The organism is Rhodococcus sp. JCM 9793 (assembly GCF_055380405.1).
In genome coordinates, this window is the sequence record NZ_AP043719.1 from 146,397 (window position 1) to 172,315 (window position 25,919).

At 62.2% G+C, this 25,919-nt stretch carries 25 protein-coding genes and 3 pseudogenes; 21 read left to right on the top strand and 7 right to left on the bottom strand.

Features of this window, described 5'->3' with window-relative positions:
* Positions 1 to 17 precede the first annotated feature (17 nt).
* From ACZ46K_RS01465 to ACZ46K_RS01525, 13 genes are all read left to right on the top strand, one after another.
* A complete protein-coding gene (locus tag ACZ46K_RS01465; protein ID WP_464743454.1) occupies positions 18 to 443 on the top strand; it encodes a Zn-ribbon domain-containing OB-fold protein in 426 nt (141 codons plus the stop codon).
* Complete coding sequence (locus ACZ46K_RS01470) at positions 443 to 1,636, top strand: lipid-transfer protein (RefSeq protein ID WP_054805856.1); 1,194 nt, start codon at positions 443 to 445, stop codon at positions 1,634 to 1,636. Before ACZ46K_RS01465 ends, ACZ46K_RS01470 begins: the two co-directional genes overlap by 1 nt.
* Positions 1,637 to 1,657: 21 nt before the next feature.
* Positions 1,658 to 2,833 carry an acyl-CoA dehydrogenase family protein gene (locus ACZ46K_RS01475; RefSeq protein ID WP_464743516.1) on the top strand — a complete coding sequence of 392 codons (1,176 nt, stop codon included), beginning with the start codon at positions 1,658 to 1,660 and terminating at the stop codon, positions 2,831 to 2,833.
* A complete protein-coding gene (locus ACZ46K_RS01480) occupies positions 2,830 to 3,783 on the top strand; it encodes an acyl-CoA dehydrogenase family protein (RefSeq protein WP_054809939.1) in 954 nt (317 codons plus the stop codon). The genes ACZ46K_RS01475 and ACZ46K_RS01480 overlap by 4 nt, the downstream gene beginning before the upstream one ends.
* Positions 3,784 to 3,869: 86 nt before the next feature.
* Positions 3,870 to 4,607, top strand: coding sequence for an acyl-CoA thioesterase (locus ACZ46K_RS01485; protein ID WP_464743518.1), 738 nt, complete (start codon positions 3,870 to 3,872; stop codon positions 4,605 to 4,607).
* 230 nt (positions 4,608 to 4,837) lie between these two features.
* The gene (locus ACZ46K_RS01490) at positions 4,838 to 6,397 is read left to right on the top strand and encodes an aldehyde dehydrogenase family protein (protein ID WP_464743456.1); all 1,560 of its coding nucleotides are present in this window, start codon (positions 4,838 to 4,840) and stop codon (positions 6,395 to 6,397) included.
* Between the two features lie 74 nt (positions 6,398 to 6,471).
* Positions 6,472 to 7,326: a DUF3237 family protein gene (locus ACZ46K_RS01495; RefSeq protein WP_464743458.1), complete on the top strand. Its 855-nt coding sequence runs from the start codon at positions 6,472 to 6,474 to the stop codon at positions 7,324 to 7,326.
* Between the two features lie 170 nt (positions 7,327 to 7,496).
* On the top strand, positions 7,497 to 7,817 hold the full coding sequence (fdxA, locus tag ACZ46K_RS01500; protein WP_054805866.1) for a ferredoxin: 321 nt from the start codon (positions 7,497 to 7,499) through the stop codon (positions 7,815 to 7,817).
* A 40-nt stretch (positions 7,818 to 7,857) separates the two neighbouring features.
* Complete coding sequence (locus ACZ46K_RS01505) at positions 7,858 to 9,186, top strand: FAD-dependent oxidoreductase (RefSeq protein WP_464743460.1); 1,329 nt, start codon at positions 7,858 to 7,860, stop codon at positions 9,184 to 9,186.
* A 69-nt stretch (positions 9,187 to 9,255) separates the two neighbouring features.
* Entirely contained in the window at positions 9,256 to 10,014 is a 759-nt protein-coding gene (locus ACZ46K_RS01510; protein WP_464743462.1) for a 3-hydroxyacyl-CoA dehydrogenase, read from the top strand.
* 44 nt (positions 10,015 to 10,058) lie between these two features.
* A complete protein-coding gene (locus tag ACZ46K_RS01515; protein WP_054809943.1) occupies positions 10,059 to 10,820 on the top strand; it encodes a crotonase/enoyl-CoA hydratase family protein in 762 nt (253 codons plus the stop codon).
* A gap of 185 nt (positions 10,821 to 11,005) precedes the next feature.
* Positions 11,006 to 11,188, top strand: coding sequence for a hypothetical protein (locus ACZ46K_RS01520; RefSeq protein WP_464743520.1), 183 nt, complete (start codon positions 11,006 to 11,008; stop codon positions 11,186 to 11,188).
* Between the two features lie 79 nt (positions 11,189 to 11,267).
* Positions 11,268 to 12,890, top strand: coding sequence for an IS1634 family transposase (locus tag ACZ46K_RS01525; protein WP_054811009.1), 1,623 nt, complete (start codon positions 11,268 to 11,270; stop codon positions 12,888 to 12,890).
* Positions 12,891 to 13,403: 513 nt separating this feature from the next.
* Here the strand turns inward: ACZ46K_RS01525 and ACZ46K_RS01530 are convergent.
* The 6 genes and pseudogenes from ACZ46K_RS01530 to ACZ46K_RS01555 form a co-directional block, all read right to left on the bottom strand.
* Complete coding sequence (locus ACZ46K_RS01530; RefSeq protein WP_054806902.1) at positions 13,404 to 13,913, bottom strand: MarR family winged helix-turn-helix transcriptional regulator; 510 nt, start codon at positions 13,911 to 13,913, stop codon at positions 13,404 to 13,406.
* 292 nt (positions 13,914 to 14,205) lie between these two features.
* A pseudogene (locus ACZ46K_RS01535) lies at positions 14,206 to 14,809 on the bottom strand (transposase); the annotation flags it as partial.
* Positions 14,810 to 15,232: 423 nt separating this feature from the next.
* Positions 15,233 to 15,601: pseudogene (locus ACZ46K_RS01540) on the bottom strand (IS1634 family transposase); the annotation flags it as partial.
* 1 nt (position 15,602) lies between these two features.
* Positions 15,603 to 17,173: pseudogene (locus ACZ46K_RS01545) on the bottom strand (IS1634 family transposase).
* Positions 17,174 to 17,183: 10 nt separating this feature from the next.
* Entirely contained in the window at positions 17,184 to 17,888 is a 705-nt protein-coding gene (locus ACZ46K_RS01550) for a Hachiman antiphage defense system protein HamA (protein WP_464743464.1), read from the bottom strand.
* 183 nt (positions 17,889 to 18,071) lie between these two features.
* Positions 18,072 to 19,103 carry a hypothetical protein gene (locus ACZ46K_RS01555; protein ID WP_464743466.1) on the bottom strand — a complete coding sequence of 344 codons (1,032 nt, stop codon included), beginning with the start codon at positions 19,101 to 19,103 and terminating at the stop codon, positions 18,072 to 18,074.
* A gap of 242 nt (positions 19,104 to 19,345) precedes the next feature.
* Here ACZ46K_RS01555 and ACZ46K_RS01560 point away from each other — a divergent pair, with 242 nt between their 5' ends.
* From ACZ46K_RS01560 to ACZ46K_RS01580, 5 genes are all read left to right on the top strand, one after another.
* Positions 19,346 to 19,507, top strand: a complete 162-nt coding sequence (locus ACZ46K_RS01560; protein ID WP_464743468.1) for a hypothetical protein — start codon at positions 19,346 to 19,348, stop codon at positions 19,505 to 19,507.
* Entirely contained in the window at positions 19,507 to 20,172 is a 666-nt protein-coding gene (locus ACZ46K_RS01565) for a PHP domain-containing protein (protein WP_464743470.1), read from the top strand. Before ACZ46K_RS01560 ends, ACZ46K_RS01565 begins: the two co-directional genes overlap by 1 nt.
* 168 nt (positions 20,173 to 20,340) lie before the next feature.
* Complete coding sequence (locus ACZ46K_RS01570; protein ID WP_054810475.1) at positions 20,341 to 20,997, top strand: hypothetical protein; 657 nt, start codon at positions 20,341 to 20,343, stop codon at positions 20,995 to 20,997.
* Positions 20,998 to 21,001: 4 nt separating this feature from the next.
* Complete coding sequence (locus ACZ46K_RS01575) at positions 21,002 to 21,691, top strand: hypothetical protein (protein WP_464743472.1); 690 nt, start codon at positions 21,002 to 21,004, stop codon at positions 21,689 to 21,691.
* Between the two features lie 236 nt (positions 21,692 to 21,927).
* The gene (locus ACZ46K_RS01580; protein ID WP_464743474.1) at positions 21,928 to 22,059 is read left to right on the top strand and encodes a hypothetical protein; all 132 of its coding nucleotides are present in this window, start codon (positions 21,928 to 21,930) and stop codon (positions 22,057 to 22,059) included.
* Between the two features lie 36 nt (positions 22,060 to 22,095).
* Here ACZ46K_RS01580 and ACZ46K_RS01585 read toward each other — a convergent pair whose 3' ends face one another.
* Positions 22,096 to 23,112, bottom strand: a complete 1,017-nt coding sequence (locus ACZ46K_RS01585) for a hypothetical protein (protein WP_464743476.1) — start codon at positions 23,110 to 23,112, stop codon at positions 22,096 to 22,098.
* Between the two features lie 192 nt (positions 23,113 to 23,304).
* Between ACZ46K_RS01585 and ACZ46K_RS01590 the strand changes: the two genes are divergently transcribed.
* The 3 genes from ACZ46K_RS01590 to ACZ46K_RS01600 all read left to right on the top strand — a co-directional run bounded on the left by ACZ46K_RS01590 (position 23,305) and on the right by ACZ46K_RS01600 (position 25,894).
* Positions 23,305 to 23,568 (top strand): hypothetical protein, encoded by a 264-nt coding sequence (locus ACZ46K_RS01590; protein WP_464743478.1) that lies wholly within the window; start codon positions 23,305 to 23,307, stop codon positions 23,566 to 23,568.
* A 231-nt stretch (positions 23,569 to 23,799) separates the two neighbouring features.
* Positions 23,800 to 25,044 carry a sigma-70 RNA polymerase sigma factor region 4 domain-containing protein gene (locus tag ACZ46K_RS01595; protein WP_464743480.1) on the top strand — a complete coding sequence of 415 codons (1,245 nt, stop codon included), beginning with the start codon at positions 23,800 to 23,802 and terminating at the stop codon, positions 25,042 to 25,044.
* Between the two features lie 175 nt (positions 25,045 to 25,219).
* On the top strand, positions 25,220 to 25,894 hold the full coding sequence (locus tag ACZ46K_RS01600; protein WP_054805211.1) for a hypothetical protein: 675 nt from the start codon (positions 25,220 to 25,222) through the stop codon (positions 25,892 to 25,894).
* Positions 25,895 to 25,919: the final 25 nt, after the last annotated feature.

Here is a 25,919-nt window from a genome sequence, read left to right on the forward strand (position 1 = left end):
CTGAGAGCAGATCTCGGGTGCCAGCCATCGAAGGCTGGTTCACCACAGGTCCGTCACCGCGACTGTGCGGAACCAAATGCGTTGAATGCAATAATATTACGTTTCCGCCGACAGAGCAGTTCTGCGCTAATCCGGCGTGCAGTGGCCGTGAGTTCACGGAGATCGAGCTGTCGCCGACCGGGACGGTATGGAGTTATACGGATGCGCAATATCAACCGCCCCCGCCGTATCTGTTCACCGATGGCACGTACGAGCCGTTCGCTCTTGCTGCGGTGAAACTGGAAGCAGAGCAGATGATCGTCCTGGCGCAGGTTGCGGCAGGATACGGGGTCCAGGATTTGGCGTTGGGCACTGAGGTGGAACTCGTGGTGGAGCCGTTGTACGAGATAGACGAAGTAGAGCATCTCATCTATAGGTGGAAGCCGACGAAGGTGGGCAAGTAATGAGTCCGGATCCGGTAGCTGTCCTCGGCGTCGGTATGCATCCATGGGGAAAGTGGGGCAGACCCTTTCGGGAGTACGGGGTGCATGCCGCCGTGGAAGCACTCAAAGATGCTGGGGTTGCCTGGGAGGATGTGCAGTTCGTCGCTGGCGGCGAGACAGTGCGATCCGGATATCCAGGCTATATCGCGGCCTCGACCTTCGCTCAGGCCTTGGGGTGGAACGGTGCGCGTGTCGTCTCCTCTTACTCTGCATGCGCGACAGGAGCGACAGCCCTCGAAACAGCTCGAACCCGAATTCTGGCAGGCCTGTGCGATGTCGCTCTGGTCGTCGGAGCAGACACGACACCGAAAGGCTTCCTGTCTCCCGTTTCGGGGGAGCGATGGGACGATCCCGACTGGCTGCGATTTCGACTGTTCGGAGCCACGAACCCATCCTATTTCGCCCTGTACGCGCGACGCCGGATGGAGCTCTACGGAGCCACTCTCCAGGACTTCGCCCAGGTGAAAGTGAAGAATGCACGGCATGGGTTGAACAATCCGAATGCACGCTACCGGAAACTGGTTACCGAAGAGGATGTGCTCGCCTCTCCCATGGTCGCGGATCCACTACGGTTGCTCGATATTTGCTCGACGTCCGATGGCGGCGCCGCGATCGTATTGACGTCTATGGATTTCGCACGACGTCACTTGGGTGCAGACTCACCCGTCCAGATTCGCGCGATATCCACGGTGACACCGAAATTTCCCAACACCATGCTCGAATTGCCGCAAATCTCGGCTGACTCCGCCGCCGTTCTTCCGCCGGCGGAAGGTTTCCGCGATTTTATCGCGACGGCCGCCTACGAGGAGGCCGGAATGGGACCTGAAGACATGAGCCTCGCAGAAGTGTACGACTTGTCCACAGCCTTCGAGCTGGATTGGTACGAACACCTCGGCCTGTGCGGAAAAGGCGAGGCACAAAAACTGCTCCGCGACGGAGAGACGACCATCGGCGGCAAGATTCCGGTCAACCCCTCCGGGGGGTTGGCCTCCTTCGGCGAAGCCGTCCCGGCCCAGGCGATCGCACAGGTCTGCGAGATCACCTGGCAACTCCGCGGCCGAGCGACCGGGCGTCAGGTCGAGAATGCGTCCGCAGGAATCACCGTGAACCAGGGCCTGTTTGGGCATGGGTCCAGCGTTCTCTTGTCTCGTTGACCGGAAGGACGAATTATCATGATGGACTTGACATGGAGCGACACTGACGATGCGTTCCGGCTCGAAGTGCGAACGTGGCTGACGGATAACCTCCGGTCTTGGCACGACAGGCACGAGGGACCCATCCTCTCGGGCGACACTCGTGAAGGGTTCACCCAGCACCTTGACTGGGAGAGGACACTGTCCGAGGCCGGATGGTCCGCAATCAGTTGGCCTCGCGAGTTTGGTGGTCGGGACTCGACACTGTGGGAATGGCTGATCTTCGAAGAAGAATACTATCGCGCCGGCGGGCCACCACGGATCACGCAGAATGGGATTGCCATCCTCGCCCCAGCACTTCTCGAGTACGGTACTGCGCAACAGAAGCAGTACATCCTTCCCCGGATGACATCTACTGCCGACGTCTGGTGCCAAGGCTGGTCCGAGCCCAACGCCGGATCCGATTTGGCAAACGTCAAAAGCAAGGCGACGAAGGTCGACGGTGGATGGATTCTCGACGGACAGAAAACCTGGACGACCCGCGGGTCTTTCTGCACACACCTGTTCGGCTTGTTCCGCAGCGACGGCGGACAGAATCGGCACAAAGGTCTCACATACCTTCTCGTGCCGCTCGACACCCCCGGGATCAGCGTACGCGGATTCAACCGACTCGACGGGGACGAAGGATTCGCGGAGGTGTTCTTCGACTCCGCCTTTCTTCCCGACGAGCTGGCATATGGGTCCCCAGTACTCGGCGAGGTCAATGCTGGTTGGATGGTTGCGATGTCGTCAACGACGTCGGAACGAGGCCTCACCCTCCGCTCGCCCGGCCGGTTCATCTCAACAGCAGACAACTTGCTCGAGCTCTGGCGCAACAATGACGGGGCCGTCCGATCCCCGCACCTCGCTCCGCGTCTCGCAGACGCGTGGATGAAGGCGGAAGCGTACCGGCTTCAGACCCTGCAGACAGCGAGCGCGAGTATCGATGGCGTGCAGCCGGGAGCCGAAACCAGTCTCGTCAAGTTGTGGTGGTCGGAACTCGACATCGAACTTCACGAGCTCGCACTCGACGTCCTCGGCCCCGAGGCCGAGATCGATCACGCCTGGTCCCGGGGTTGGCAGTTCTCGCTGAGCGGCCCCATCTATGCCGGCACCAACGAAATCCAACGCAATATTGCCGCCGAGCGTCTCCTCGGCCTTCCGAGGAGTGGTTCATGAGGTGGGGTTTCGACCAAGAACAGCTCGACTTCCGGGACGCAGTTCGCGTACTGCTCAGCAAGAAGTGTGAACCGTCGACCCTGCGAGAAGCGTCTGTCGGTCCCCTTCAACGACCAGTATGGTCGGCGCTTGCCGACCTCGGGGCACTGTCCGTGCTCGTGCCCGAGCATCAGGGTGGACTCGGGCTGGACGAAAGATCGCTGGTGCTGCTTCTCGAGGAGGCCGGGTACTTCGGGCTTCCTCACCCGATCGTGGAAACCGCCGTTGTGGCAATGCCTCTGATCGGTGATCGGCTACCCTCAGAGTCGATGGTCACGACAGACCTCGGCGGACCACTCGTGCCCCGAATGGCAGATTCGGATTTCGTTCTTCTGCGACGGCACGGGGGCTTCGAACTCGTACCCACCGAGGATTGCGTCGTCACCCCCGTGGTCACCGTCGACCCGGCCCGTGGAGCGTCTCGAGTCTCAGGCGCCGGTAGCTTCATCGAGGCCGATACCGGCCTGGCCTTCGATCGGGGAGCATGGGGAACGTCCGCTTTCCTGCTAGGGCTCGGACAGCGAATGATCGACGACACGGTCGCGTATGTGAAGAGCCGACAACAATTCGGCGTGCCGATCGGGAGCTTCCAGGCGATCAAACATCATCTGGCCGATGCCGCTCTTCAGCTCACCTTTGCCCGCCCGGCAGTTACCAGGGCAGCATGGTCGCTGGCTACCGATGACGTCAATCGTACCCGCGATGTCTCGATGGCAAAGGTCATGGCATCAGACGCCGTGTCCCTCATCAGCCGCAAAGCATTGCAGTGTCACGGTGCGATCGGATACACACAGGAATACGATCTGCAGCTATTTCTCAAGCGTTCATGGGCTCTGTCGCGGTCTTGGGGAGACGCCGCATGGCATCGGGATCGGGTAGCGCAGCAGTTACAACTCCCGGCGCACACATGACCACCATCCCCTCGGGCGCGGATACCTTCTACGCAGTACGCCCCATTTCGGATGGAGTGTTCGTCAGCGACACCAGACGAATCGGTATGGGTGGGCTATTCGGTGGGCAACTCTCCGCGCAGGGGCTGATAGCAGGCCTGCGAACTGTTCCCGACGGGTGGGTCCCTCATGTCCTGCACGCCTACTTCCTGTCGCCAGGACGAGAGGGCGTGCCCGTTACCCTCTCGGTGAGCTCGCTGCGTGACGGGGGGCGCTCCTGCCACCGAAGAATCGGCATCACCCAGGACGACAAGACGGTCGCCGAAGTGACCGTGATCTTCGGGGCAGCAGAAGAAGCCCCACCACATCCGTGTGTAGAACCTCCGCCGTTCGGACCTTCCGACTCGCTAGAGAAGCGCTCGATATTTCACACGAAGTGGAACTATAGCGACCTTGACCTCCGGGTACCGCAGGACTCTGACGGCAACAGCAGGAAATACCATCCCGTGTGGGTTCGTTCGGCGACCCACCGCCTCGATGATCACGAAGAAGGCTGGGCCACAGCTGCCTTCACCTCGGACCTCGGACTTGTCCTGGCGGCGATGGACGCCGATGAGCGCAGGACCTCTCGTGCAGTCACCACGGACCACTCGGTGTGGTTTCATCGCAGTCCGCACTTCGACCAATGGCACTTGCTCGAGGTGGCCCGGGAGGTGCGGGCTGGCCAGCGCGCTACTGTCACCGCTCGAATCGTCGGTGCAGACGGCTCACTGGTGGCATCTGCCGCCCAGGGCGTGACGATCTTGGCGCCCCGTCGCAGTGCAGCGGAAACACATCCGACCTGATACGCAGTAGCTCCGGCGGTGAGATGGGACCCGGCACCACTAACGTCTCACCCGCGATCCACAGGGGAGTGCAATGTGGCCGCACGTGCACGGCTGCAAACGGCATCACCCGAATGCGGCTGAACCGTGCGTAGGCGGTCGAGGGCGTGAGTTCGCGTGTGGATCACCGTGCGGGAGCCCCCGAACGCGATCGACTGCATGTGAGATCCCGACGACTATTGACAAGAAAGGTGCGTGAGGTCACACTTTTAAAGTGTAGTGACCATAGGTTCTCGGAAATATGCAGTCGGCGGAATGTTTTCAAAAGGAGCCAGACCAGGATGCTGAATCAAACGAGCTCGTACATCGGTGGCGGGAGCGGATCCACCGCCAATCGATCGACGATGACAATCGCCAATCCAGCGACGGACGAAGAGCTCGCAGAAGTCGTACTCGCGGACGAGAACGACGTGAACGATGCCGTCGCCGCTGCCGGTGCCGCTCAACGCGAGTGGCAGAGCTTCTCGGTCGCCGCCCGGGCAAATGCGTTGTGGAAGTTCTCTCAGCTACTCGACGAGCGGGCAGAAGAACTCGCGGCGCTCGATACAACCAATACTGGCAAGGCGATCCGCGAAGCACGTGGCGAGGGAGCGCAGCTCGGTCGCATCGCGCGGTACTGGGCGGGATCGGTCGACAAGATCCTTGGTCAGCAGATCCCCACCACATCCACAGAACTGACCTATACCAAGCGCGAGGCTCTCGGTGTTGTCGCGGCGATCACCCCGTGGAATGCACCAGCGGTGAGTACTGTTCATCGAATCGCATCGGCAGTGGCCTGCGGCAACGGCGTCATCGTGAAACCGTCAGAGTGGTCACCGCTGTCGTCGAGAATCATCGCGGAGATGACAGTGCAGGCCGGCATGCCGGTCGGCCTCGTCAACCTGATTGTCGGTGGCGGAAAGGCCGGCCATGCGCTGGCGTCCCACCCGGGTATCGGTGGTATCCGATTCACCGGAGGGATCGAGACTGGCCAGAAGATCGCCCATGCCGCTGCGGATACGTTCAAGAAGATCACTCTCGAGCTAGGTGGCAAGTCTCCGAACATCGTGTTCGACGATGCAGACATGGAACGCGCGTTGAGAGGCTCCCTCTGGGGGATATTTGCCAACACCGGTCAAATCTGCTGCTCGGGAAGCCGCCTGCTCGTGCAGGAGAATATCGCTGAGGAGTTCGTCGGACGCCTTACGGCCATGGCAGAGAAAGTGCGTGTGGGAAACCCGTTCGATGAGGCCAACCACATCGGACCCCTCGCCTTCCGTCGTCAGTACGAACGAGTCCTCGACTACATCGATATCGCGAGGAACGAGGGTGCGACCATTGCGACCGGTGGTGGTCGGCCTGACGGTGTGGGATCGGCAGGTTGCTACGTTGCTCCCACAATCCTTACTGGCGTCGAACCGAACTTCCGTATCGCGCAAGAAGAGGTTTTCGGTCCGGTCCTGTCGGTACTGACGTTCGCTGACGAGAAGGAGGCGATCGAGATTGCGAACGGCACTGTTCACGGACTCGCGACGATGCTCTGGACCGAGAACCTTCCACGGAGTTTGCGGATCAGTGACGCTGTCGAGGCCGGCAACGTCTGGGTCAATACGGCCCGTGCCTACGGGCCGACACTGCCGTTCAGCGGGTTCAAAGCAAGCGGTGTTGGAAACGCGATGGCAGAGGGCGCGATTGAAGGATGCACGCGGGTCAAACGTGTCACCGTCGCCTACGGTGAGGCAGATGGCACGCCAGGGTGGGATGACCTGTAATGGCGAGCCGAGTCGGTAGTCCGGTCCAGTCGAGAGACGACGCGCACCGAGCATTCACTTCAGATGACCGGCCGATGTTCATCCGTGCGACCCTGGAAGACACGGCCGGCCGATTGCAGGTCGTAGAGATGTTTGAAAAACCCCGGACCCGTGCGCCATTGCACGTACACGAGTATGCCGAGGCCTGGTACATCGTCGACGGCACCTACGGGTTCTATTGCGACGGTGTATGGCGCCGTGCTGCTGCTGGCTCGTTCGTGTATGCGTCGCCTGGAGTGCCGCACGCTATTGCCGCCCTGCCTGGATCCGGGTGCCACAAGATCAGCCTGATGTTGAATCCGGATTCGGCAGACAACGCGACCAAGTTCGCGATGGACCTGCAGGGAATGATCGACGTTCCATGGCGCCCGCTTCTGGGCGGCGCGGAGCATGCCGAAGGGGAAGCTGTCACCCCGTCGTTTCGCGCCGCCGCTACCCGATCGTTGGTGGGAGCCGAACATCTCTTCGATATCAACTTCGAAGTGGATGCGCCGAAGCTGATCTCTGATGGAGACGGAGGAAACGCCATGATCGTGCAGTCGCGCGGTGGCCGTTTCGAGGGCGCTGGATGTAGCGGGGTTGTGCGATCGGCTACCGACTGGGCAAGCCGTGATGCCGAAGGCGTAGTAGCAGTAGATATCCGGGCGGTCCTAGAAGACGATGATGGATCCTCGCTTCTGCTCGAGCAGCGTGGCACCGGCGTACGAGAAGACGGAGACCTGACAATCTTTGCTGCAGGAAGAATTCGAGCGGACCCAGCAAGCCAGCTGGGGCACCTGAACGGAACCGCGATCTCGGCGCTAGGCACGTTGGTTCACGGGGGGGTTCGGTATGCCGTTTACCGGCAATCAGTTTCGATGCCGCAGAGAGAGCGGGCCGACCCAGATTGACACGACACCGACAACGCTGTCGATCGTCGTTCTAGTGCGCTTTTGAACCAAGCGCCCGGACGACAAGCGCCAGTGCAAGTGGATGACAGTGTGATGCCAGCGGCGGTGCGTCACTCAGCAAGTAACACAGAACTACACTGCCCAGAACCTCAATCTTCATGGAGGAAGTCATGCCGTATGTAATCACCGAGGGATGCGTCGATATCATGGACAAATCCTGCATGGAGCAGTGTCCTGCAGACTGCATCTACGAGGGCGGCAGGATGCTGTATATCAATCCGGATGAGTGCATCGACTGCGGCGCATGCGAGCCGGCGTGCCCGCAAGAGGCAGTCTTCCACATCGACCTCGTGCCTGAGGAACTGTCGGACTACACCGCAGCCAACGAAACCTTCTTCGTCGAGGCGAGCGTTCGTGATGGTGGCCGCGCCGCCGGTAAGATCAATCACGACGCGGCGATTGTCTCGGTCCTGCCGATGCGTGTGAAGTGATCGTGTGAGCACTCAGGAGTCAGTGATCCAGCGACCGCGAGTGGCCGTCGTAGGATCGGGTCCGTCGGGACTCTACGCTGCGGCAGCTCTGCTTGACGCGGACCCACCCGTAAGCGTCGATGTGTTCGATAGATTGCCTACCCCATTCGGTCTCGTCCGGTACGGTGTCGCTCCCGACCATGTAAAGATGAAGTCCGTGACAAGGCTGCTGGAAAAGCCTTTTGCAGGCGATGACTTGCGATTCTTCGGCAACGTTCATATAGGGCAAGATGTTCGACTTGAGGATATGCAAAGGCACTATCATGCCGTTGTGCACGCAACAGGGTGTACGCGTGACCGCACACTTGATGTGCCAGGCGAAGACCTGATCGGCAGTATGGGCTCAGGGCAATTCGTCGGATGGTATTCCGGCCATATCGACCAACGTGAACTCACTCCGCGAATGACCCATCCGGGCGTAGCGGTCATAGGCGGCGGCAATGTCGCTCTGGACGTTGCGCGTGTCCTGGCCAAGAGTTCGGAAGAGATGGCAACAACGGATATACCGGATTTCGTGCTCGAAGCTCTTGCTGAAAGCAAAGTTACGGACATCCATGTGATCATTCGGCGAGGTCCGGCCGAAGTTCGATTCACACCGGCCGAGCTTCTCCAGATCGGACAGCTTGCCAATGCAGATGTCCTCGTTCACGACGATGACTTACTCGTCTCTGAGGAGCACTCGGCATCGGCGGACCGTCGCCAGTCGCAGAATCTCCAGATCCTGCGCAGCTGGGCACATCGCGAGTGCAGCGAGGGCAAGCCGCGGCGGATCCACCTGCGATTTCTCCGCACACCCGTGGAGTTGCTGGGTGATACCGCGGTTGAAGGGCTGGTGCTCGAACGGAACGAATATTCCGGCACTGGGAATATCGTAGGAACAGGGGAGCGCGAGACTCTCGACGTGGGACTGGTCGTCCGTGCTATCGGCTATTCCGGCGATCCGGTACCGGGACTGCCGTTCGATACCCGCACCGGAACCATTCCCAACGATAAGGGCCGAGTGCTACAAGATGGGGCCCCGCTGCAGGGAAACTATGTCACAGGCTGGATCAAGAGGGGGCCCAGCGGAGTGATCGGTACCAACAAAATCGATGCCGAAGAGACAGTAGCCACGATCCTCGCCGACCTTCCCCACCTCATGCAGGGGCGCGCAGAACTTGACAACCCGGCGACGCTGCTGGATGGGCGGTGCGTGCGACCTGTCGACTGGCAGTCATGGTTGCGCCTGGACGCCGCCGAGATCGCTTTGGGAACAACGAGGCAAGCAGACCGGGTGAAGATCGCCGACCTCGATGCAATGCTCCAAGCGTGCCACGGCATCGAACACTGACGTCAATCGCTATCAGTCGAATCCGTGAGGGTTCGTTCCATTCGTCTGCTGCCATAGGAGGAGCCAAGTATGGAGATATCAGGCACATCAGCGCTCGTGACAGGAGGCGCATCTGGTCTCGGACTGGCAACCGTGACAGCGCTGGTCAAGTCCGGCGCACGAGTGATTGCCCTCGACCGCCCGTCCGCCAACAGGGACGCGCTCGATGCAGTTGGCGGAACCGTGGAATTTGCCGCAGCAAACGTCACTGACGAGGATTCCGTTACCGAGGCCGTTAAGCTCGCCAACCGCGATGGCCAGCTGCGGATCGTCGTCAACTGTGCGGGAATTGGCAACGCGATCAAGACCGTGAGTAAGAACGGGCCCTTCCCGCTGGATTATTTCGAGAAGATCGTCAAGGTCAATCTCATTGGCACATTCAATGTCATCAGGCTTGCCGCTCACTCGATGTCGCAGAATGAGCCCGTGGGCGAGGAACGCGGTGTCATTATCAATACCGCCTCCGTGGCGGCATTCGACGGACAGATCGGACAGGCCGCATATTCCGCATCGAAAGGCGGTGTGGTCGGTGCTACGCTGCCGATCGCCCGCGATCTGGCGTCCCTGCAGATCCGCGTCGTGACAATCGCCCCAGGACTCTTCAAGACCCCAATGCTCGGTGGCCTACCCGACGAAGCTCAGAAGTCTCTGGGCGCGCAGGTCCCGCATCCCAACAGACTGGGAGACCCCAGCGAGTATGCCCAACTCGTCGAGGCAATCGTTACGAACCCCATGATCAATGGCGACACGATCCGGCTCGATGGTGCTATCCGCATGGCTCCACGGTGACCGGTCCCGCACCGGCTGTAATCATAGATAGCTGAAGGAATTCCATGACCGATGATGTCCTCGTCGAGCGCCGAAACAACATCCTGGTGATCACGATAAATCGACCCGAGGCACGAAATGCCATCAATCGCTCGGCGAGCTACGGACTGGCCGCTGCGGTCGACGAGCTCGATGCCGACCCTGACCTGTCAGTCGGAGTTCTCACAGGAACAGGCAAAGACTTCTGTGCGGGTATGGACCTCAAGGCCTTCGCATCAGGCGAGAAGATCGTGGTGCCCGGACGAGGACTAGGGTTCACGGAAACCCCACCGCAGAAGCCACTCATTGCTGCTGTTGAAGGCTACGCGCTTGCCGGTGGAATGGAGTTAGTGCTCGCCAGCGACCTGGTGATCGCATCCAGTGGAGCCCAGTTCGGTATTCCCGAAGTCAAGCGAGGACTCGTCGCTGCCAGCGGCGGATTGCTGCGGCTTCCCAAGCGGATCCCATACCAAAAGGCGCTTGAACTCGCCCTTACCGGCGACAATTTCAGTGCGGAAGACGGACACCAATGGGGATTCGTCAACTCGCTTACTGCCGCCGGTGAGGCGTTCGAGGGGGCGTTGGCATTGGCAAGGCGAGTTTCTGCGAATGGGCCGCTAGCCATCGCAGCCTCGAAGGAGGTTATCGTCAAGTCTGGGTCTTGGCCAGACGACGAAGCGTTCGCTAGGCAAATGAAAATTACGCGTCCGGTGTTTACCTCGGCGGACGCTGTCGAGGGTTCGACGGCATTTGCTGAGAAGAGGCAGCCTGTGTGGACTGGACGTTGAAGTAGGCGTTTGTGGGGAACGTAGCAGTGGTTGGCGAGAAATGGCCTAGGTTTCCTGCGATTCGATTTATACCTGTTCGAGAGGATCGCTCCTCATGGTGGAGACGTTCCTAGCCCGAAGGTGCGGCCGCGAAGTCCTCCCGATATGTCCCTTGCGACGTCATTGCCGTTGCCAGTAAGGCCGAGATGTGCCCGGCCTCCGCGGCCGCGAGTCCGCACCCGGCTACGGACCTGGAAGAGATCAGCCGGATCTACGGCATCCGACACTGGATCGAACACAGCTACAAGCAGATCAAGGACGAGCTGGGCTGGGCCGACTTTCAGGTCCGCTTCGACCTGACTTGGCTCACTCCAGACCACAAATCCTGATCGCAGGGCTGTGACCAGGCTCTTCTCGATTCTGAATGGCTGAGTTCACGCACTAACCGAGCCCGTCTACGCTCATCGAGTGGCGTTCATCAGGCGAGTCCGCACCAAGTCCGGAGCCACCGCCGTGCAGATCGCCCGCTACAGCGGTGGCCGGCAGGAAATCGTCAAACACATCGGGTCCGCCCACACCGACATCGAACTCGGCATGCTCCTCGAACGCGCTCGAGCCTGGCTCGAACCCGACCAACAGGCCCTCGACCTGGGCATCACCCCACAACTGCCCGTCGAAAGCGTTCTTCCCACCGGGCAAGCAACGCTGCTGCCGACACCGATCGACGAGCAACAACCGGTGCTCGATGCGCCGGGCCGGACCGAAACCACCGCGTCGGTGTTGCTCCGGGAAGCCCTGCACACCGCCTACGACCAGCTGGGATTCGACCGAATCCACGATGAGGCCTTCCGGGACCTGGTGATCGCCCGCATCGTCGAACCCGGGTCGAAACTCGATGCCGGCCGAGTCCTGCGTGACCTCGGCGCCGCCCCACCGAGTTACGCCACCATCAAACGCCACCTGCGCTCGATTCTCGACAAGGACTACCGGGCCGTCATCGCCGAGCGGTGCTTCGCCCACGCCGCCGACACCGGCGGTCTGTCCTTGCTGCTCTACGACGTCACCACCTTGTACTTCGAAGCCGAAAAGGAAGACACCTTAAGGAAAGTCGGCTACAGCAAGGAACGACGCGTCGACCCGCAGATCGTCGTCGGGCTTCTGGTGGACCGCACCGGTTTCCCGCTGGAAATCGGTTGCTTCGAAGGCAACCACGCGGAAACCCACACCATCGTGCCGATCGTGCGTCAGTTCCAGCAGCGCCACGACCTCACCGGTGTGGAGATGGTCGTCGCTGCTGATGCCGGGATGCTGTCGGCGTCGAATCTGACCGACCTCGATGAGGCAGGTCTGAAGTTCATCGTCGGCTCCCGTGTCACCAAAGCGCCCGGTGATCTTGCCTCGCACTTTCATTGGCACGGCAATGCTTTCACCAATGGTCAGATCGTCGACACGATCACCCCCAGACACGGCCGCTCGAAGGTCAACAATGTCCGCAAACGCGCCGAACCCGTGTGGGACCCGGTCGCGCATCCGAACGCGTGGCGGGCGGTGTGGCAGTACTCGACCGCCCGGGCGGCGCGGGACGAGAAGACGTTGAACGCGCAGGAAGCCCGCGCCCGGGCCGTCGTCGACGGCGGTACACCGCCGAAGTCGACTCGGTTCGTCAAGACCACCGCGCAGGGCCGCAGCCTCGATACCGCGTCGCTCGAGCGTGCTCGATCCCTCTCGGGATTGAAAGGGTACGTGACGAATACTTATGCCTCACTGATGGATCCGTCTGAGGTGATCGCGAAATATCATGACCTGTGGCATGTGGAGCAGTCGTTTCGGATGTCGAAAACGGATCTGCGGGCCCGGCCGATCTTTCATCGCACGAAGGATTCGATCGAGGCGCATCTGACGATCGTGTTCGCGGCGTTGGCTGTCTCGCGTCTGGTTCAGGAACGTACCGGGTTGGCGATCGGCCATGTCGTCAAGAAGCTGCGCCCGTTGCGTTCGGCGACGATCGCGATCAACGGCACCCGGCATACGTTCCCGCCGCAGGTCGAACCCGAGATCCGCGAGATTCTGAATCGGATTTCAGGCCGGTGACTCACGCACTAACGAAATGAGCCAACCCAGGCGAGATGTGCCCGGCCTCCGCGGCCGAGAGTCCGCACCCGGCTACGGACCTGGAAGAGATCAGCCGGATCTACGGCATCCGACACTGGATCGAACACAGCTACAAGCAGATCAAGGACGAGCTGGGCTGGGCCGACTTTCAGGTCCGCTTCGACGTCGCCATCAGGTGCTGGTCAACTGCGCGCTCAGCCTCTGCTGGGCCGTCTGATTTGCCGATCAACACTGCAGCACGATGTTACGTTATCGCAGCAGGACAACACGGCGCCGCAGCTCTGACCTGACCGCCGAGAGAGCGAGGGCTCTGCCCCGCCGGCTCCGTCGCGGCCGCGTGCGATGTGCGCCTGGCTCGGCCCCGAGATCGCGTTGCGACGCTGGTGGCCGGCATGGTCCACGGCGCCCCGCCACTACAGCTGCTGGCCCTGATGAACTCGGTCGCGGCAGGCTACGGTCTGCACCTCTACCTCCCGAATCAACCAGCTACCGTTAATAGAATGGATTTTCGTCCTGGGGTAGGTTGGCATCCTTGTTGATGCAGTCGTTGTAGTTTCGCATCAGTCGTCCGAAGCTCTGCAAATCTTCTAACGGCCAGTCACTTAGGAGGACTTCATTGTGCCTCTGACGGAGATCTCTGACGATCTCCATCTTCTCCCGCCCGAGGGATGACAGGTCGACCAGAGATACTCGCTTGTCCTCGGGCTTACTCGCGCGAGTGATCAAGCCGGCCGTCTCCATTGAAGCGATCTTGCGCGTCACAGTGGTTGGCTCGAGCGACAGGAGCCCAGCGAGATTGTGAATGCTGACCGGACCCGCTTTGTCGAGCGCTCGCGAGATCAGATAGCTCGCTCGATCCATCTCTTTATAGGTGATCGCCCGTCTGCTGAGGTGATCCAGAAGACGAACAAGCACTGACAATTGCGTCTCGATAACCTGGACGGCTTCAGACCTCTGCGCGCGTTGCTGCTTCCCGGCCTTGCTGCGGATGTGCGATACCATACATGCATCGTATTCGATCGCACGCCTGGTTCATCGCAACACGTCGACAAGAGGGACTGTCCTATGTGTATCCGCGTAGGTCTGCCAGCTGACGCTCATGCAGGGTTGCACGTTCAGGACGAGAACAGATATGCCGATCGGGCTGAGTGCGCGCTCGCGCACAGGGACTGCGCACATCCCCAAGTCCTGATGTGGGATCGCGCACAGGCGGTGAACAGACTCCGAGCATTCCTGACCGGGTACTTCTCGGCGCTCGAACTGGCCGCGGCTTAGAGCAACCGGCAAATGATGATCACTTGAGTCGACGGGTGGTGGGCCGGGACGGCCAGCGGTAGTGGCTACGCGCCTGGTTGATCAGACGTCGGAGAACGGTCAGCGCAGCCGCCAACGCGAGGTAGAAGTCGACGACCACGACTTACTTGTCGGTGCATCGACGCAACTTGCCGAAGCCGTTCATCCACGAATGCGTCCGCTCGACCACTCACCGCTTCCCCGCTTGGATCGGGGCAGGCACGTCCTTGCGGGCGATGTCGCAGTCGTAGCCCAACTCCTCGAGCAACGCCCTCGTCTTCGCCGAGTCGTACCCGCGATCGAGGTGCCCACACGAATATTGCTGTAGCGGTCCGACCATGTCGGGCACGGCCCGGATCGTGGGTTCGAGCAACGGGGAATCGTGCCGGTTCGCGCCGGCCGACACCATGGCCAGCGGGATCCCGCTCCTGTCGCACACCACCGACCGTTTCGTGCCCTGCTTGCTGCGATCAACAGGCGAGCATCCCGAAACCTCCCCACCGCAATTCGATTTCGTGATCGACCCGTCGACTGAGAGGGTGATCGAGGTCGAGTCCGAGCATCCGGTCGTACGCGGCCAGTGCGGAGCGGAGCACCTTGAGGCCGATCCCCTTCTCGGTCATCGAGAAGCGGAGCAGGTTGGCCGGGACCTGCTCGCATCCTGGATCGATCACCTCGACGACAGTGCTCGGCCCGAGGTGCGAGGCGGGCACGGCGACCCGCGCATGTTCGCTCCAGCCGTCACGAGCATCCTGTCGCCCGACGACTGCGTAGACGGTTCCGGGCACGGCGGCGAGCCGGGGCGCGAAGCGGGCGACGTCGCCGTCGCGCGCCCAGGATCCGGCGGCCGGGATGATCTTCGCCGAGGCCGAGCGCATCGACCGGGACGACGGCCAGCAGCTCGGGAGAGCGTCGCCGCTGATGACGACGACACCGTTGTCCCACTCGGTCTGGTGCCGCTGGCAGGGGTCTCGCCGACCCCGGACATCAGCCGGTCGGCGACCGTCGCACACTCGATGCGGACGAGCGCGCCGAGCTTGAGCGGCCGAGCTCGGTTCGACGATCCGGGCGATGACCAGGTCTTTGAACACGGCGTCGTCGAGCACGTCGAAGCCGAGCCGGTCGTAGATGGAGGCGAGGACGTCGTAGAGCAACCGTGCGGGGGTGCGCACGGTCCGGCCGGGGCCGGCGACCTGATCACCGGTTCTGACGAGTTCGCGGGAAGTTGACCGCTGCGCCAATCCGCGAGGTCGTTGACTTGCTCGACCGGTGTGGGGACGTCGAGGTCGCATCTCCTGGTTGCCGTGCAGGAGGTGGCGGGCTCGTTCGAGGAGTATGCCGAGTTCGACGTCGGTGTGTGCGGATCCGATGTGCGCGATGATCCTGAGTTGCACCAGTTTAGTGTGCCAACCCCGACCGGGGGTTCGGGATTTTCAGGGAATCGAGGATGCTCGCAGCGTCGTCGGTGAGTGGATCGAGGGCGGTGTGCTCGTGGCCGGCGATCGTGACGGTGATTTCCTGCAGCGGACGCAGGCTACGCACGATCTTCCGGATCGACATCCCGGTCTCGGCCTGCAGGTAACGCGAGATCGCCAACGCGGCGAACACGATGGTCAAGTGCGCCTCGATCGAATCTCGCTTGTGACTGAAGATCGGTCTCGCCCGCAGGTCGGTCTTCGACATCCGAAATGACTGTTCGACCTGCCACAGATCGTGATACTTCTCCATCACTTCCCGCGGATTCATCAGTGAAACAGGAACATTCGATACGTAACCTTTGAGTCCGACGAGGGAACGTGCCCTGGCGATACCGTCGGTATCGAGGGTCTTGCCCTTCGTGGTGGTCTTGACGAATCGCGGCGATCGGGCAGCTCGGGTGCCGTCGATGACGGCCTTCGCTCGTTCCTCCTGAGCGTTGAGTGTCTGATTGTCCCGTACGGCGCGCTTGGTCGAATACGCCCAGATCGCCCGCCACGCCGACGTGTCGTCAGGGTCCCATACCGGTTCAGCGCGGCGTGCGATGTCGTTGACCACGCTCTTCGCGTGCCGTGGGGTGACCGTGTCGATGACCTGCCCGTCGGTGAACACGTCGCCGTTCCAGTGGAAATGACTGGCCAGATCCGACGGTGCCTTCATCACCCGTGACCCGACGATGAACTTCAGGCCGGCAGCGTCGAGGTCTTTCAGGTTCGCCGCCGACAACATGCCGGCATCGGCGGCAATGACCATCTCCACACCCTCGATGCCATGACGCTTTTGGAACTGGCGCACGATCGGCACGATTGTCCGGGTCTCAGCGTGGTTTCCTTCGAAACAGACTATTTCCAAAGGGAACCCGCTGCGGTCGACGAGGAGTCCGACCACGATTTGCGGATCGACCCGACGCTCTTTCGAGAACCCGACCTTGCGCAGGTCGTCTTCTTTCTCGGCTTCGAAGTACAAGGTGGTCACGTCATAGAGCAAAAGGTTCAGATCTCCTGCGGCGGCAGCGTGTTCGAAGCAGCGTTGGGCGACGTGGTCGCGGTAGCCGTAAGCGGTGCAGCGCCGCAGGGTCCGCACGAATGTGTTGCGGTGTGCGGGGCGATGCCGATCTCACCGAGCACTCTGCCCGTGTCGGCGACGGAGGTCGCCTCGGTGATGCGGGCTGCCACCAGCTGGAAGAATGCCTCGTTGTCGATCACGTCGAACCCGAGGCGTCGCCACGCGGTGTCGATGACCTCGATCAGCCAGCGGGACCGCTTACCGGTGATCGTCGATGCTCCGCCGGTGTTCGTGCCGAGGTCCAGGTCGAGTTGTTGCTGGCCGGCGAGCAGTTTCTCGCGGGCTGTTTCGAGCAGGGCCGCGAGTTCGCTGTCGGTGTGAGCGGAGCCGAGGTGCTCGAGGACTTTGTCACGGCGGCCTTGTTTGGCTGCGATTTGCACCGCGGTTGCTCCCGAGGCGGTGCGGACTTTGCGGATGTAGGCGGCCACGGGCCGGAGTCTACTGATCGTTTAGTGTGCCATTCCCCGCACCCGCACCGCTCTCACCAGCGCAAATGTCAGATCCGGTTCGAAAATCGGCCAACCTGGTGCAACTCAGGTGGCGCTCGATGACTTTGGTGTCATCTGACAGCAGCGCAAATACTCGGGTTCCGAGGGGATTACCCTGATCGAGCAGTCGGGTCGCGACGAAGTCGATGCTCTCATTAAGGGTGCCGAGGGCACCGAGGAGGCTTTGATGGGCCTTCTTGCCTGCGTCCAACTCTTTCGCGTTTCGGGTTTTCACTTCGGGAACAGCGATGATGGGTGGAGTGGTGGATAGGCGAAATGCCACGAGGTCCGCAGCCTGTGCTGGAGCGTTGCGTCGGTGTTTGTACCGGAGTTTCAGTATCGGGACGGTGTACCGGCGTTGTATTCGGAAGACGGCGCTGGCGAGTGCTTCGCCGAACTCGCCAGTTACCACTTTGGGGTCGTCGGGGAAGTTGGTCCGGGCGACGTGATCAGCCAACCCTTCGATGCCCAGGCTCCTCAGGGCATCTACCAGTGGTCCGCGCTTCTTCGGATCAAAGTAGTTGCGCATCAGCTCATGCCCAAGCCACTCTTCGAGTTCCTGGTCCTCTGCTGAGGTATCAGCTGATACTCGGCGTACGTCGAGAAAGGTCGACTGCCTCTGAAATGTCTCGTTGCGCAGCCACCTGTCGAGCAATTCTCGGCCTCCCTAGATCTACAGTTCAGAATACGAGGCAATGTGAATGTCCTGTGGTGACGGTGTGCCTCCGGAGCTGCTCAGTGCATCTGTGGCGGGGACTCGTCGAGTGGGTAGTCGAGCAGGCTCACGCCTCGGAGAACTCGTGCTCGAAGCACGAAAGCGATGATTGTCGGACATGGCTTAACACCAGCGGCTGCGGCAGAACCCGCCGCCTCCGCCACCACCACTTCCGCCGCTGCTTCCGCTGCTGATGCTGGGTGTATTGATGTATGCGTTGCCATTTTCGTCGTGCTTCCATCGGCGGTGGTCGTCATCGATTGTGCCGAGTTCACCGTCAGGCCCGCGGCGTATCCGATCAAGCTCGTCTTGCTGCTGCTTTTGCAGGATGTCGCGTGCTTCTTCGGCTCTGCAGTCGGCGATGAACCCGACTCTTCCTTCCCAGGCTGCCCGGTGTGCGGAGAGGAGTCGGTCGAAGTAGGAAATGTTGGGTTCGACCTCGAGTGGCCATGGTCCGCCGTACATCTGTGCTTCGACTGTTTTGCTTGCGAGGGCTGAGAGATCAATGTCCGGATCGGTGGGAACGGCAAGGCCTTCCGACAGGAGAAGCTCGTTGACGAGGATCTCGGCATGGGCTTGCGGTGCGGTGGTAGAGGCCGGCGTAGTGGTGCTTGTCCCAGTCGTAGTTGGTGTGGTGGTCGTCTCGGTCGTAGCGGTCGGTGCAGCGGTCGGGGTCGTAGCTGCCGTCACTGTGGAGGGGGCGGTTGTTGGGGTCGTGGATATCAAGGGAGCAGTTCCGTCAACGAAGACGAATCCTTCGTCGGTGAATTTTGCTTTGCTTCCTGCTGATTCCCGACCACGAACGATTGTGACGGGCATTCCAATGGGTAGGAGTTGTTGGATACGAGTGTGTAGGGATGCCTTGCGTGCATCCGAAGCGGGGTGGTTTCCGCAGACAGGCTCTCCGATGTGCGCGAGCTTCACCGACTCAATGTGCCCATTGCCGAGGTCTACGTCGATTTCTGGCGAGAATCGGTAAATGTGTGGGTAGGAGGCGACGGTGCCGACCCAGACGTCTCGGTCCTTGGGTGTGACGGTTGTTGTCGTTCGGGTGTTCGTGGCGGTGCCGGGGCTGTCATCGTCGTTGCAGCTTCCGAACATCGCTAAGACGACAATGGCCGCAGCGCCCAGCGCCCAGGTCCTTCGTGACGCCAACGCTGGCTCCTTCTCCGCTCTAGAGGAGCGCATTCTGGTCTCTGCGCGGGCGGCGCGGAGGGTGTCTGTCTGGTGGTTCGGAAACAGATGTCGTCCGTTTTGGCGTTTTTGTTACATCTATGACTTCGGGTAATAGCCATCGCGCGTTCGTAAGGCGTAGACGATCGCTACATCGTCTCTAGTAGATCCGCATTGGTTGATTCGTGCGAGCATCGAGGCCATGCTTCTTCCGGCTGATAGCCATGCACAGCGAATGGTCGTGGGACACCGGCGGTCCGACGTCGTGTGCGGCCGGCCGGATGGAGCTGATGTGTGAGCGCGCCGTGCGGATCGGTCTGTCTGCGGTGGTGTTCACCGAGCATTTCGACTTCGACGATGCGTGGCGCCCACGGGCGATGACCTGATGCCGCACCAGCAGTCGATGCTCGATCCGGACGGATATCTTCGCCCGCCACCGTTGGACGTCGACGGATACATGGGCAGCATCGCGCGGTGCCGCCTCCGATTCCCGCAGTTGACGATTCTGACCGGTGTGGAGTTCGGGCAACCGCACGTGTTCGGCCGTCAGGCGGCGCAGCTCGTTGACTTGTCCGTCTTCGATCGGGTCAACGGGTCGTTGCACACGCTCGCGGTCGGTGATGATCGGTACGAGCCGAACACGTTGTTCCGGATGTGGCCCACTGAGGAGGTGATGTGGGCGTATCTCGAGGAGATTCCCCGCATGGTGGCGGGGTCGGAGGAGTTCGAGGTGTTCTGTCACATCGACTATGCGGTGCGGGCCTGGCCGAGTGCTGCTGTTGGTCCGTTCGATCCTCGACGATTCGAGGAAGGGTTCCGGGGTGCGATGCGGGCACTTGCCCAGGCTGGGCGAGTGTTGGAGATGAACACGCGACGGTTGTGGCCGTGGATTCCGCAATGGTGGTTCGAGGAAGGCGGTCAGGCCATTTCGTTCGGCAGTGATGCGCATGTTCCCGAAGCGCTTGCGGGCAACTTCCCGGAGGCGGTGGCGATAGTGGAGCATGTCGGATTCCGGGCGGGCCGCCGCGTCGAGGATTATTGGTCACGATAGCGGTCACATCCCGACTGCGTGGTGCATGTGCAGCCCGCATGCGGTGTGGCACATAGCCTGGATTTCGTCGGCTGGGGCGGGTGTGACGGGAAGACCTCGATCCGAGGGCTGCCCGGATGTACGTGGAGTACGATAGTGAATACGTACTTCACGTATCGGAGGTGTGGGATGACCGAGAATCGAACACGGCGGAAAGTGATCAAGGCGCCGACCTCGAAAAGCGGGGGTGCGTCGCGCGTGGTCGCGGGACGGGGTTACCGGTTGAGTGGCGCGCATGCGGGCGAGAGCCGTGGCGTGGACGTGGCCGGCGGGTTCGTGGAGTACGTGACCCGGAATGCGCCGCGACAGGAGTGGGCGCTGATCGCGAAGCTGATTCTCGATGAGGCGTTCGCCGACCCGGCCAGGACCCGAGCCGAGGACCGGTCGGAGGTGGCGGCAGAGCGGCAGCAGTCGTTGCTCGACAAGGTGGACACCCTCAAGGCAGGGGAGGCAGGCCGGGTGCTGGCACCGCGGGCGGGAGAATCGCGGACCCTGGTGAAGAAGTTACGTGACGACGGTGTGTTGCTCGGTCTGCCGCTGGGGCGCCGCCCCGACTATCACTATCCGGCGTTCCAGTTCGACACGGTGCACCACCGGGTGTGGCCGATCGTGGCGTACGCCAACAGCAGGCTGGGGGCTGCCGAGGACCCGTGGGGGGTCACATCCTGGTGGCGCACCCCGTCCGACATCCTCGACGGCCGTACCCCGTTGCAGGAACTCGAGGACGGCGATCTGACCGAGATCGCCGTCGACAACATGATCAGCATGGCCGAGCGGGGAATGTAGGGGAGTGGGGGCCTACAACGGCAATCCGGCGAACATCGACACCATCGCGGCGGGAACACCGGTATGGCGGGTGCACTGGACGTCCTCGGCATATCCTCCGAACGCCTTCAATCGCAGCAACATCGCGCCCTGGGTTGATGCACGCACCCTCGACGTCCGCACGACGGTCATCCCGACACAGGGGCGTTTCGAGCCGGTTCACGACCCGGCCGTGTGCCCGGGTGGGGCCGCGCTGGGCGGTTACCTGTATCTCGGGTTGTCTGTGGGTGCGGTGGTCGCCGAAGGCGTCCTTCGTGGTCAGGACATCCCACCGGACTTAATCATCCGAAAGCGGCTCATGACCGGCAAGTCCTTGACGCAACTCGTGCTGGACGACGACGTCGACATCGCAGTGCTGGACGGGCAGCGGAACCTGATCCGGCTCGGCCAGGATGCCTCCCTGACGGCGTGCACCTGGCGGGACTACGGGCAGACTCGTCGGACCGCGACCGACATTCTAACCAACACCCCTGCGGCGCAGGGGATTCGATACGAGTGCCGACACGGACGAAACGAACTCGCGCTGATGCTGATCGATGGACGAACGGTGCCGGCGTTGACGGTGGTGCGTTCGGCACCGCTCGACATTGATGGATGGGCACGCGAGGCGGTGGCCGCTTCGCTCCTCGATGACTTCGATCTGACGTTGGGGTGAACGGCAGTGTGGCGGTCGCATGTGAGGTGCGGACCTCACATGGAGTGGCGACGATCGGGCTTGGTCGCGATGACGTTGCTGTTGGGGTAGGTCTCGCCGGCGGCCGAGGTTCATGATCGGGATGGAGCTGTTCCCCGACGTCGGGTCTGCTGGCCGTGTTCTGCCACGGTCTTGTCAGACCGTGGCCGGCCACGAAGTCCGTCGACGGAGAGGCCGGGTTTATCGAATGCATCGACGTGCTGGGCCGGTTCCCGGTGAATCTCGGCGTTCTGGGGCTGATGAAGGAAGTGGTCAAGGCGGTGGAGAACATACTCGCGGATCTGCGCGCCGCCGATTGCCAGAGCCGATGTGCGCAGTGGCTGGCATAGTCATCACCCTTATGGGGGACGTGTCATTACCACTGTTCAAACGGTTTTCGGTCGCTCTCCACTGGCAGGGTCAGTCCCGATCAGCACCATCGCTATAACCCTATGGGGGGCTATGGGTGTGTCGCTGCGATGTGTCCTCTGCCCGGAGGTGATGTCCCGCCGTATCTGGTCACAGCTTCCACAGTCGCAGCAGCGCCGCGCGCAGACCCGGAGAGATGACGCGGTGATCGTGGTGCAGGCGCGGGTTGGGATGCCCCTGCTCGGCGAGGATGCGCGCGGCGTCGGCCACCGCGAGAGGATCGAGGTCGGTGTGGGCACGTAGCCGGTAGGCCACGGCACGGCGGGTGTGCGGGATGTGGACCGGCCCGGTGTCGACGACCGCCGGCGGTCGGTGCCAGGAGTGTCGTCGCGCAGCCACTGGGTGCGGTACCGCGGGTTCGGGCCATTCGTTTCCGGTGCGGTCGTGGCCTCGGTGTGCTCGGCCTCGGCGGTCGGCGTGTAGTCGCCGAGATGCCGCAGGAACATCCGGCGCACCGGGGTGGGGAGGAAGTCGTGGCCTGTGCGGGTGCGGCTGCCGATCCCGGCCAAAGGTACGACACGGCCGAGCCGCCAGATCTCGGTGGCGCTGTCGAGAAACACCTTGTCGACCTCGGTGGTGTCGTCGAGATCGTCGAGGAAGACGTGGGCCGCGGTGAGGGTGTCGGGATCATCGGTGGCCAGGGCGGTTTCGTCCGCCACCGTGGAGCTGTGCGAGGCGCTGGCGGGTCCGACGATCACCTGGTCGGGGGTGATGATCAGGCCGGTGTGCAGGTTCGGGGTGGACAGCACCCGCACCCCGGCGTCGAGGAAGTGGGCGAGGGCGGTGGGGGAGGTGGCGTGCGCGCGTACGGTGGGTCGGGCGGCGTTGACGATCAGCTGGTCTCCGGCGCGTAGCGGCAGTAGTTCGGGGGCGGTGTGGTCGAGGTAGGCGATGGCGACGCGGCGGGGGCCGGGGCCGCGCAGGGTTGCGGTGATGTGCGGCCAGGGATGGGGTGCGTACAGGGTCGTGCCCATAGTCGGCACGGTATCGAACGACGACGTGATCTATGGGGCGGATGAGCACCGAGACGACCGCTGTCGGCGGCGGTGCGGACGGGGTGTCGACCCGTTACCTGCTCGGCACCACTCTCTGGGACACACTGTGCATCGGACAGCGGGGTGCGGGCGGTTCGGTTACAGGCCGAGCCGGTGGAGCGAGGAGCGGGGATGTACGGAGTGTGGCAATGCCGGGAGCATTTCTCGGTGCCCGGATCGAATCCGGCCGCGACCTCGGTCGATGTGCACACCCTCGCCGATGCTGCGCGCCGCGTGCGCGGTGCCGGTCGGGGACCGGCGCCGGTGATCGCCGAACTCTTCGCCGGCGATTGGCAGCTGGTGTCCTTCGTTGAACCGGGCCGGTTGCGGGAGATCACCCGGGCCCAAGGCCGCAAGTACGAGGGGGTGCGCGCCAGGCGGTTGCGCTGGTCCTAGACCATGCGTGTCGTTCCCCCGGTGACCGAATCAACCGGGCCGACACACGAGCTCGACGCTCTTGCATTTCGGACCGGGCCGGAGTTGTGGTGAGGCTTGTTCGGCGATACCTCGCCGCTCAGGCGTATCGGTCGTGGCATAGCCTTTGCGCGGCAGCACAGCCGAAGATCGGTGATGGAGGTCACATGATAGTGATGGAACGGAAACGGGACCAACTGTCGTGACATGGATATGACCGCTCTTGAGACACCGACGGATGTGACCGTGGCCGACCGCGATATTCATACCCAGGACAGCGCCGCATGGCAGGCGGGGGTGCTGCTCGATCCACACGACGAGCATGCTTCCCCGGACCGCTATCCGTGTTTGTGGAATGCCGGCGCCGGGTTCATCTTCCGCGCGGTGGCACGTGCGCACCGTCCGGCGCCGCCGGAGTATGTGGCCATCGCTCTTCCGCATCGCCTCGAGCCAAGCTTGGGGGTGGCGATGTCCCAGTGGAATCTTTTGTGGGAGGCCGCCCAGTTCCGTCGATACATCGACACTGGTGATCTGCCGCCGCAGTTGGCGAAGGTGGCCGGGCAGGGTGATGTGAATGTCGTGTTCGTGCCGCGCACGTCGTCGCGGTACTACGAGTATGCGCCGTTGTTCCATTTGTTGTCGCGCTCGGTGGTCGAGCGCCACGGTCTTCCTCTGCGCGAGCGTGGGCAGTGGCCGTTCCTGGCGGACTGGGTCGATCCGGACGGGTACATGCCGGTCGACTTTGCCGACCGGCTGTCGCGGGCGTGGGGCGGGGTGGTGTGGCGTCATCTGATGCCTGGCTCTGCCCTTCGGGGTTTTTCCGACTCGGATCCGATCCGGGTGCTGGCGCACAATCTCGACTTCTGGATTCCCCCGGTGAACGCCGTGATCGAAGACGAACTGCGGGGATTTCCGCTGGTCGACAACGATATGGACGAAGTCCCGGCCGAACTCGACGACGGATCGATCCTGGACCAGGTGATGGTCGGCAGTCCGCGTATGGGTGGTGCGGTGTGGGAAGGCGAGGATCAGGCTGCGCAGATGGTCCGGCGCACGGTGGAGGCAGCAGATGCCGACGGCCGTCTGCGAGCGATTCTCGATGCGGTGCGGTCGAATCGGGTCGCTGATGATTTTTCGGAGCATTGGACGTACGCGCGGGAGGATTTCGAACGCAAGCTCTACAGCAAGCGCTCGAAGGTGAAGGTGCGTTTTGTGGAGTTGACCGACACAATCCCGGTCCACGGACCGGAATCCGAAGTGATCGACCGGATGGTTTACGGCGATTTCCTGGCGTTGCTCAACGAACGCGATCGGGAGATTGTCGTGCTGCTCCGCAGCGGCGTCACCAAGCTCACCGAGATCGCCGAGCTCATGGGCTACCGCAACCACAGTGCGATCTCGAAACGGTTGACCCGGATCCGCGAGCACGCGGCTCGCATTTTCGACATCGATCAGTGATGCCCACATGCGCGACAGGGGACGCGTTTTCTGTTCGGTGGGCACCTGTTCGGAGCGGTCGAGGATCGATCACGCCTGGGCGGGTGGTGGAATGTCAAAACCCCGGGGACGTGCACTCGAGGTGCAGAGGCCGCTCCGGGGTCTTCGCTATCCACTATATCGGGACTGGAGGGATATGCCCAACCGCAGCGCGGCCGTGACCCAGGCGATGAGTGTCTTCCTGACGCCGGAGCGTTTGTCGTCGTATACCGCGGCGGCCGGCGGTGACCTCGATCGGGCGTTGGATCTGTACGAGTGGAACGCCCGTCTGGGTGCGGCGGTGTTCGAGGATCTCGGCTATCTCGAGGTGGTCCTGCGCAATGCCTGCCACGCCCAACTCGAACGGTGGAACCGCAGCAACAACGGTGCTGATCCGTGGTATCTGACGGTACCGTTGACGCCGCAGTCGCAGAAGGATGTTGCCGAGGCGCGTCGCCGCGCGACCCGCGGTGGCCGCACGGAGGTGCCGGGCAGGGTGGTGGCGGAGTTGATGTTCGGGTTCTGGCGTTTCCTGCATGCCCGTACCTATGAGGCCACGTTGTGGACTCCGTGTATGCGGCACGGGTATCCGCATCAGCGACCCAACCGGCGCCAGGACGTCTATCGCCGGCTCGACCATCTCAACACTCTGCGCAACCGGATTGCTCATCATGAGCCGATCCACGGTGCGCAGATCGCCAGCACTGGTCAGGACATCGCCGGGTTGCATCGGGAGTTGTTTGAGGTGTTGTCCTGGATCGACCCGACGGTGGCAGCCTGGGTGCGCGGGCGTAGCGCGGTCCCCGGGCTGCTGACCGCGCGACCCTCCTGAAGTGAAGGGTCGCGCGGCCTCGCGC

Bases quoted from the DNA above. Each gene is read 5' to 3' on its own strand.
- ACZ46K_RS01470 (WP_054805856.1), top strand. From the start codon at position 443: ATGAGTCCGGATCCGGTAGCTGTCCTCGGCGTCGGTATGCATCCATGG.
- ACZ46K_RS01475 (WP_464743516.1), top strand. From the start codon at position 1,658: ATGGACTTGACATGGAGCGACACTGACGATGCGTTCCGGCTCGAAGTG.
- ACZ46K_RS01480 (WP_054809939.1), top strand. From the start codon at position 2,830: ATGAGGTGGGGTTTCGACCAAGAACAGCTCGACTTCCGGGACGCAGTT.
- ACZ46K_RS01485 (WP_464743518.1), top strand. From the start codon at position 3,870: ATGGGTGGGCTATTCGGTGGGCAACTCTCCGCGCAGGGGCTGATAGCA.
- ACZ46K_RS01495 (WP_464743458.1), top strand. From the start codon at position 6,472: ATGTTCATCCGTGCGACCCTGGAAGACACGGCCGGCCGATTGCAGGTC.
- fdxA (WP_054805866.1), top strand. From the start codon at position 7,497: ATGCCGTATGTAATCACCGAGGGATGCGTCGATATCATGGACAAATCC.
- ACZ46K_RS01510 (WP_464743462.1), top strand. From the start codon at position 9,256: ATGGAGATATCAGGCACATCAGCGCTCGTGACAGGAGGCGCATCTGGT.
- ACZ46K_RS01515 (WP_054809943.1), top strand. From the start codon at position 10,059: ATGACCGATGATGTCCTCGTCGAGCGCCGAAACAACATCCTGGTGATC.
- ACZ46K_RS01520 (WP_464743520.1), top strand. From the start codon at position 11,006: ATGTGCCCGGCCTCCGCGGCCGCGAGTCCGCACCCGGCTACGGACCTG.
- ACZ46K_RS01530 (WP_054806902.1), bottom strand. From the start codon at position 13,913: ATGGTATCGCACATCCGCAGCAAGGCCGGGAAGCAGCAACGCGCGCAG.
- ACZ46K_RS01560 (WP_464743468.1), top strand. From the start codon at position 19,346: ATGCACAGCGAATGGTCGTGGGACACCGGCGGTCCGACGTCGTGTGCG.
- ACZ46K_RS01565 (WP_464743470.1), top strand. From the start codon at position 19,507: ATGCCGCACCAGCAGTCGATGCTCGATCCGGACGGATATCTTCGCCCG.
- ACZ46K_RS01570 (WP_054810475.1), top strand. From the start codon at position 20,341: ATGACCGAGAATCGAACACGGCGGAAAGTGATCAAGGCGCCGACCTCG.
- ACZ46K_RS01585 (WP_464743476.1), bottom strand. From the start codon at position 23,112: ATGGGCACGACCCTGTACGCACCCCATCCCTGGCCGCACATCACCGCA.
- ACZ46K_RS01590 (WP_464743478.1), top strand. From the start codon at position 23,305: ATGTACGGAGTGTGGCAATGCCGGGAGCATTTCTCGGTGCCCGGATCG.
- ACZ46K_RS01595 (WP_464743480.1), top strand. From the start codon at position 23,800: ATGACCGCTCTTGAGACACCGACGGATGTGACCGTGGCCGACCGCGAT.
- ACZ46K_RS01600 (WP_054805211.1), top strand. From the start codon at position 25,220: ATGCCCAACCGCAGCGCGGCCGTGACCCAGGCGATGAGTGTCTTCCTG.